This is a genomic window from Pantoea sp. Acro-807 (genome assembly GCF_011752675.1).
GTDB lineage: Bacteria > Pseudomonadota > Gammaproteobacteria > Enterobacterales > Enterobacteriaceae > Pantoea > Pantoea eucrina.
Genome location: NZ_VWXE01000007.1, coordinates 162,665 through 169,746, shown reverse-complemented (window position 1 = coordinate 169,746; position 7,082 = coordinate 162,665). Strand labels below are relative to the sequence as shown.

7 protein-coding genes and 1 rRNA gene are annotated in these 7,082 nt (G+C 54.5%); 6 read left to right on the top strand and 2 right to left on the bottom strand.

From position 1 onward, the window contains the following. Together F3J39_RS15710 and gmhB are read right to left on the bottom strand one after the other, a co-directional pair. A 16S ribosomal RNA gene (locus tag F3J39_RS15710) occupies positions 1–340 on the bottom strand; the annotation flags it as partial. Between the two features lie 407 nt (positions 341–747). Further along, entirely contained in the window at positions 748–1,308 is a 561-nt protein-coding gene (gene gmhB / locus F3J39_RS15705) for a D-glycero-beta-D-manno-heptose 1,7-bisphosphate 7-phosphatase (RefSeq protein ID WP_071669039.1), read from the bottom strand. Between the two features lie 187 nt (positions 1,309–1,495). On the opposite strand from gmhB, the gene metN reads away from it, so the two are divergent. The 6 genes from metN (at position 1,496) to proS (ending at position 7,064) form a co-directional block, all read left to right on the top strand. Further along, positions 1,496–2,527: a methionine ABC transporter ATP-binding protein MetN gene (gene metN / locus F3J39_RS15700; RefSeq protein ID WP_071669040.1), complete on the top strand. Its 1,032-nt coding sequence runs from the start codon at positions 1,496–1,498 to the stop codon at positions 2,525–2,527. Beyond that, complete coding sequence (locus tag F3J39_RS15695) at positions 2,520–3,173, top strand: methionine ABC transporter permease MetI (RefSeq protein ID WP_039382787.1); 654 nt, start codon at positions 2,520–2,522, stop codon at positions 3,171–3,173. The genes metN and F3J39_RS15695 overlap by 8 nt, the downstream gene beginning before the upstream one ends. A 37-nt stretch (positions 3,174–3,210) precedes the next feature. Further along, complete coding sequence (locus tag F3J39_RS15690) at positions 3,211–4,026, top strand: MetQ/NlpA family lipoprotein (protein WP_065650069.1); 816 nt, start codon at positions 3,211–3,213, stop codon at positions 4,024–4,026. Positions 4,027–4,153: 127 nt separating this feature from the next. Then, positions 4,154–4,555, top strand: a complete 402-nt coding sequence (gene rcsF, locus F3J39_RS15685; protein ID WP_039382781.1) for an Rcs stress response system protein RcsF — start codon at positions 4,154–4,156, stop codon at positions 4,553–4,555. Further along, complete coding sequence (tsaA, locus tag F3J39_RS15680; RefSeq protein ID WP_166714369.1) at positions 4,552–5,256, top strand: tRNA (N6-threonylcarbamoyladenosine(37)-N6)-methyltransferase TrmO; 705 nt, start codon at positions 4,552–4,554, stop codon at positions 5,254–5,256. Before rcsF ends, tsaA begins: the two co-directional genes overlap by 4 nt. An 89-nt stretch (positions 5,257–5,345) precedes the next feature. Further along, positions 5,346–7,064 (top strand): proline--tRNA ligase, encoded by a 1,719-nt coding sequence (gene proS, locus F3J39_RS15675; protein ID WP_071669042.1) that lies wholly within the window; start codon positions 5,346–5,348, stop codon positions 7,062–7,064. Positions 7,065–7,082 lie beyond the last annotated feature (18 nt).

The window sequence follows — 7,082 nt, the reverse complement described above, 5'->3', positions numbered from 1 at the left end:
AGTCTGGACCGTGTCTCAGTTCCAGTGTGGCTGGTCATCCTCTCAGACCAGCTAGGGATCGTCGCCTAGGTGAGCCGTTACCCCACCTACTAGCTAATCCCATCTGGGCACATCCGGTGGCGTGAGGCCCTAAGGTCCCCCACTTTGGTCCGAAGACGTTATGCGGTATTAGCTACCGTTTCCAGTAGTTATCCCCCTCCACCGGGCAGTTTCCCAGACATTACTCACCCGTCCGCCACTCGTCACCCGGGGAGCAAGCTCCCCTGTGCTACCGTCCGACTTGCATGTGTTAGGCCTGCCGCCAGCGTTCAATCTGAGCCATGATCAAACTCTTCAATTTAAGTTTGATTTGCTTAAACAAGTTAAGCGGTGCTCTGTGAATTAAACTTCGTAATGAATTACGTGTTCACTCAGCAAAGACTTGATATTTTTTAAAGCCCGTAGGCTTGTGATATCAATCCTGCGAGTGCCCACACAGATTGTCTGATAAATTGTTAAAGAGCGGTGCAGCCAGCGCCTCAGGCGTCTGCTGCGAGGTGGCGTATATTACGCTTTCCTCCTCCGGAGTCAACCACTTTTTTCAGCGTTTTTCTCCGGCGGGGTGAATCGCTTCACGCCCTGCTGAGCCCGTCTGCGTTGCCGCTTTGCCGTCTCAGTGGTGGCGCATTATAGGGAGTTCTCGCCGGGTGACAAGCACTAATTTCAACTTTTTTATCACCCGGTTAATGTTTGCGCAAAACCGGTTATTTATGCCTGTTTAATGCGCGCCGGCAGCTCTGCCAGGCTATTTAACACCCAATCTGCTGCTGCTTCACCTTCAGCGGTAACCGTTTTACCGCTGCGCACCAGCACACGGGTGCCGACGCCAGCGGCCTGCCCTGCCAGCATATCTTCCAGCTTATCCCCTACCATATATGAAGCGGCCATATCGATGTTCAGCTCTTGCTGCGCAGACAGCAGCATTCCAGGCTGAGGTTTACGGCAGTCGCAGTTTTGACGGTAAGCAGGCACGGTGGCATCCGGCAGGTGAGGACAATAGTAGATGCCGTCCAGGTCGATATCGCGATCGGCCAGTGACCAGTCCATCCACTCCGTCAGCTGCATAAAGGTATCTTCCGTAAACATCCCGCGGGCAATACCCGACTGGTTAGTGACCAGCACCAGCGCGTAGCCCATCTTTTTCAGCGCCTGCAGCGCTTCAATGGTGCCTTCTATAAACTGAAAATTGTCGATCTCATGAACATAACCGTGATCAACATTTAATGTGCCATCACGATCGAGAAAAATAGCCGGGACTGGGTTCGCCACGTAAATACTCCTGCTGCAATTAATAGTGCTAAGTATTGCATGATTGGGCATAGCGAGAGAATGGCAGATTGCATTACGTCGATTGATTTAGACGTCTGGATGCCTTACCATCCATTCAGCTTTCGTCCAGCTTCGCTGATCGAATATTGATACACCACGGATAACGTCAGACGATAATAATTAACTAATGATTAAACTCGAAAATATCACCAAAGTGTTCCAGCAGGGTTCACGCACAATACAGGCGCTCTCCGGCGTCAGCCTGCATGTGCCGGCGGGACAGATTTATGGCGTCATCGGTTCGTCAGGCGCGGGCAAGAGTACGCTGATCCGCTGCGTCAACCTGCTTGAGCGCCCTACATCCGGTCGTGTGCTGGTCGACGGGCAGGATCTCACTGCACTCTCTTCCGGGCAGCTGACGCTGGCACGTCGCCAGATCGGCATGATTTTTCAGCACTTCAACCTGATGAACTCGCGTACGGTGGCCGGCAATGTGGCGCTGCCGCTGGAGCTGGGCAATCTGTCACGCGATCAGATCAAAGCGCGCGTTAGCGAGCTGCTGGAGCTGGTTGGCCTGAATGACAAGCATGACAGCTGGCCAGCTAATCTCTCTGGCGGGCAAAAACAGCGTGTGGCTATTGCGCGTGCGCTGGCCAGCAATCCCAAAGTACTGCTGTGCGACGAAGCCACCAGCGCGCTCGACCCGGCGACCACCCGTTCGATACTGGAGTTGCTGAAAGACATTAACCGCCGCCTCGGTATTACTATTCTGCTTATCACCCATGAGATGGATGTGGTTAAGCGCATCTGCGATCAGGTTGCTGTGATCAGTAACGGCGAGCTGATTGAAAAAGATAGCGTCAGCGAAGTTTTTTCTCATCCAAAAACGCCGCTGGCGCAGCAGTTTATTCAGTCGACGCTGCATCTGGATATTCCGGAAGATTATCAGGAGCGCATGCGCGCGCAGCCTGCCGCACAGGCTGTGCCCCTGCTGCGCCTGGAGTTTACCGGGAAATCTGTTGATGCACCGCTGCTGTCAGAAGCTGCCCGCCGCTTTAATGTGAACAACAACATTATCAGTGCGCAGATGGATTATGCAGGCGGAGTCAAGTTCGGCATCATGCTGGCAGAAATGGATGGCAGTGAAACAGATACGCAGGCCGCGATAAGCTGGCTGAAAGAACATCATGTGAAAGTAGAGGTATTAGGTTATGTCTGAAGCGATGCTGTGGTTACTGACGCGCGGCGTCTGGGAAACGCTGATGATGACCTTTGTCTCTGGCTTTTTCGGGTTTGTTATTGGCCTGCCGGTCGGCGTACTGCTGTATGTTACACGCCCTGGTCAGATTCTGGCGAACAGCGCGCTTTACCGCGTGCTCTCTGCTATCGTCAATATCTTCCGATCAATCCCGTTCATTATACTGCTGGTATGGATGATCCCGTTTACCCGCGCAATTGTCGGCACCTCTATCGGCCTGCAGGCGGCGATTGTCCCGCTGACCGTTGGCGCCGCGCCGTTTATTGCCCGTATGGTTGAAAACGCCCTGCTGGAGCTGCCGACCGGCCTGATCGAAGCCTCCCGCGCGATGGGTGCCACGCCGCTGCAGATTGTCCGCAAGGTGTTGCTGCCGGAAGCGATGCCGGGCCTGGTTAACGCGGCCACCATTACGCTCATTACGCTGGTTGGCTATTCTGCTATGGGCGGTGCCGTGGGCGCGGGTGGTCTGGGCCAGATTGGCTATCAGTATGGCTATATCGGGTATAACGCTACCGTAATGAATACTGTACTGGTGCTGCTGGTCGTGCTGGTATATCTGATTCAGTTCTGCGGCGATCGCATTGTTCGCGCGGTGTCGCATAAATAAGCCAATAACATCAATACTTCTCTATTAAGGAAAGGATATGTCTTTCACATTTAAAAAGATTGCCGCAGCAGGTGCTCTGATTGGTGCTATTGCTCTGGCCGGATGCGATCAGCAGGCAAAAGATCCCAACCATATCAAAGTGGGCGTGATTGTCGGTGCTGAACAGCAGGTTGCTGAAACTGCCGTTAAAGTGGCTAAAGATAAATATAATCTCGACGTCGAGCTGGTGACATTTAACGATTACGTGTTACCTAATGAAGCGCTGAGCAAAGGGGATATTGACGTTAACGCTTTCCAGCATAAGCCCTATTTGGATCAGCAGATCAAAGATCGTGGCTACAAGCTGGTACCGGTTGGCAACACCTTTGTTTACCCGATTGCCGGCTACTCCAAAAAGATTAAGTCGCTGACCGAACTGCAGGATGGCGCGCAGATCGCCATCCCTAACGATCCAACTAACCTGGGCCGCTCCCTGCTGCTGCTGCAGAAAGCGGGACTGATTAAGCTGAAAGAGGGTGTTGGCCTGCTGCCAACGTCGCTGGATATTGTGGAAAATCCAAAGAACCTGAAGATTGTTGAACTGGAAGCGCCACAGCTGCCGCGCTCGCTTGACGATCAGCAGATTGCACTCGCGGTTATCAACACAACGTATGCCAGCCAGATTGGTCTGACCCCGGCAAAAGATGGCATCTTTGTGGAAGATAAAGATTCCCCATACGTTAACCTGCTGGTGAGCCGTGAAGATAATAAAGACGCTGAGAACGTGAAGAAGTTTGTTGAAGCGTATCAGTCAGACGAAGTGGCTGAGTCTGCGAACAAAATCTTTAACGGTGGCGCGGTTAAAGGCTGGTAAGTTCACTTCTTTTCTCTCCCGAGGGCGGCGCTTGCCGCCCTTTCTATTTCTGCATGTGGCTGCTGACTTGTTATTTGCGGGCGTCCTTGTTTCAATAACGCCACTTTTATTACAGGAGGATGTTGCCATGCGTTTTTTACCGCTCTGCCTGTTGGCGTTGATGCTGACCGGGTGCGTTCGTGAATATCACCCGATAAGCAGCGCTCCGGCTCGTCCGCAGCAGTCATCCGCTCAGCCGCAGCGCAAGCCGGCCCCGCGCCCGGCTCCGGTGAAAATCTATACCGACGCAACCGATCTGGTCAGCAATCCTTTCCGCGATCTGGGTGAAGTGTCTGGCGAAGATTGCCAGAGCAGCACGCAGGATTCGCCTCCCAATATCAATACCGCGCGTAAACGTCTGCAGATCAAAGCAGCGGGTATGAAAGCCAACGCCGTGCTGCTGCACAAATGTGAAATTGTGACCAGTACGCCAGGCTGCTACCGCCAGGCAATCTGCCAGGGCTCAGCGCTGAAAGTTTCCGGTCAATGAGTGAGTTTGCCGTTGCGCAGATTGGCGTGATCCGCTCCCCGTGGAAAGAGAAATTTGCCGTGCCGCGCCAGCCGGGCCTGGTTCAGGATGGCGGCGGTGAACTGCATCTGCAGGCCCCGTATAATCAGCCGGAAGCCGTACGCGGTCTGGAGGCGTTCAGCCACATCTGGATCCTGTTTATGTTTCATCAGACCATGGCCGGCGGCTGGCGCCCTACTGTCCGTCCGCCACGCCTCGGCGGTAACGCGCGTATGGGCGTGTTTGCGACGCGATCAACGTTTCGTCCTAATCCGGTAGGCATGTCGCTGGTTGAGCTGAAAGGGATCCGCTGTGAAAAATCGCAGGTTATTCTGCAGCTCGGCAGCCTTGATCTGGTTGATGGCACACCGGTGATTGATATCAAGCCCTACCTGCCGTTTGCCGAAGCGCTGCCCGACGCGCGCGCCGGGTATGCTCAGGCTGCACCTGAAGCGACCATGCCGGTGCGTTTTTCAGCCGCCGCTCAGCAGCAGATTCAGCAGCAGGCGCATATTCCTCAGCTGCAGCGTTTTATTACCGACGTTCTGGCCCAGGATCCGCGTCCCGCCTATCGCAAAGGTGAATCGCTGGATCGCGAATATGCCGCCTGGCTGCTCGATTTCAACGTGCGCTGGCGCATTGATGAAGCGGGTACTGAGGTCATTGCCGTGGATCCACGCTAAAACAGGCTTTTGAGCGCTGTTTCTCGCTGGTACACTAACGGCCAGTAACGGTCTGCTCTTCTTCTTCCATATAACTGGAATCATAATTAATGCGTACTACTCAATATCTGCTCTCCACGCTTAAGGAGACGCCTTCCGATGCAGAAGTGATCAGCCATCAGCTGATGCTGCGTGCCGGGATGATCCGCAAACTGGCTTCCGGACTCTATACCTGGCTGCCGACCGGGGTTCGCGTGCTGCGAAAAGTTGAAAACATCGTGCGCGAAGAGATGAACAACGCCGGCGCAATTGAAATCTCTATGCCGGTGGTTCAGCCGGCCGACCTGTGGGAAGAGAGCGGGCGCTGGGAGCAGTATGGCCCGGAGCTGCTGCGCATTAAAGATCGTCACGAACGTCCGTTTGTGCTCGGTCCGACGCATGAAGAGGTCATTACCGATCTGATCCGCAACGAGCTGAGCTCTTATAAGCAGCTGCCGCTTAATCTGTATCAGATTCAGACCAAGTTCCGTGATGAAGTGCGCCCACGGTTTGGCGTGATGCGTTCGCGTGAGTTCATCATGAAAGACGCTTACTCCTTCCATACCTCGCAGGCGTCGCTGCAGGAAACCTACGATGCGATGTATCGCGCCTACAGTCAGAGCTTTACCCGCATGGGTCTCGATTTCCGCGCGGTGCAGGCTGACACCGGCTCTATCGGCGGCAGCGGTTCACATGAATTCCAGGTGCTGGCGCAGAGCGGTGAAGATGATGTGATCTTCTCCAGCGAGTCAGACTACGCCGCAAACATTGAGAAAGCTGAAGCGCTGGCTCCGGCTGGCGAGCGTCCGGCGGCAACACAGCCAATGACACAGTTTGCTACGCCACATGCCAAAACCATCGCGGAGCTGGTTGAGCAGCATCAGATCCCGGTTGAAAAAACGGTTAAGACGCTGATTGTGAAGGCGAGTGAAGAGAGCGGCCATCAGCTGGTTGCTCTGCTGGTGCGTGGCGATCATGAGCTGAACGAGATCAAAGCTGAACATCTTGATATCGTTGCTTCGCCGCTGGAAATGGGCAATGAAGAGGCGATCCGTGCCGTAACGGGTGCAGGCTTTGGCTCTATCGGTCCGGTCGGTCTGACCATCCCGGTGATTGCGGACCGTACCGTGGCAAAAATGAGTGACTTCTCCGCCGGTGCCAACATCGACGGTCAGCACTTTGCCGGCATCAACTGGGGCCGCGATCTGCCGGAAGCGCGGGTTGAAGATATCCGCAATGTGGTCGAGGGCGATCCAAGCCCGGATGGTAAAGGCGTACTGCAGATCAAGCGCGGTATCGAGGTGGGTCACATTTTCCAGCTCGGCACCAAATACTCCGATGCGATGAAAGCAGCCGTACAGGGCGAAGATGGCCGCAACCAGATCATGACCATGGGCTGCTACGGTATCGGTATTACCCGCGTGGTGGCTGCCGCAATTGAGCAGAACCATGACGAGCGCGGCATTATCTGGCCTGCGGCGCTGGCACCGTTTGAAGTCGCAATTCTGCCAATGAATATGCATAAATCTTTCCGGGTTCAGCAGCTGGCAGAATCGCTCTACAGCGAACTGCGCGCCAGAGGCATCGACGTTATCCTCGACGATCGTAAAGAGCGTCCGGGCGTGATGTTTGCTGATATGGAGCTGATTGGCGTGCCGCACACCATCGTGATTGGCGATCGCAATCTCGATAACGAAGAGATTGAGTACAAATCCCGCTCCGCAAGCGAGAAGCAGATGATCAGCCAGCATGAGATCGTCAGCTTCCTGGCCAGCGCGCTGAATAAGTAATGGCAAACGCCTCCTGCG

What these genes read in the sequence shown, in the direction of transcription:
- metN (WP_071669040.1), top strand. Translation starts at nt 1,496, where the DNA reads ATGATTAAACTCGAAAATATCACCAAAGTGTTCCAGCAGGGTTCACGC.
- F3J39_RS15695 (WP_039382787.1), top strand. Translation starts at nt 2,520, where the DNA reads ATGTCTGAAGCGATGCTGTGGTTACTGACGCGCGGCGTCTGGGAAACG.
- F3J39_RS15690 (WP_065650069.1), top strand. Translation starts at nt 3,211, where the DNA reads ATGTCTTTCACATTTAAAAAGATTGCCGCAGCAGGTGCTCTGATTGGT.
- rcsF (WP_039382781.1), top strand. Translation starts at nt 4,154, where the DNA reads ATGCGTTTTTTACCGCTCTGCCTGTTGGCGTTGATGCTGACCGGGTGC.
- tsaA (WP_166714369.1), top strand. Translation starts at nt 4,552, where the DNA reads ATGAGTGAGTTTGCCGTTGCGCAGATTGGCGTGATCCGCTCCCCGTGG.
- proS (WP_071669042.1), top strand. Translation starts at nt 5,346, where the DNA reads ATGCGTACTACTCAATATCTGCTCTCCACGCTTAAGGAGACGCCTTCC.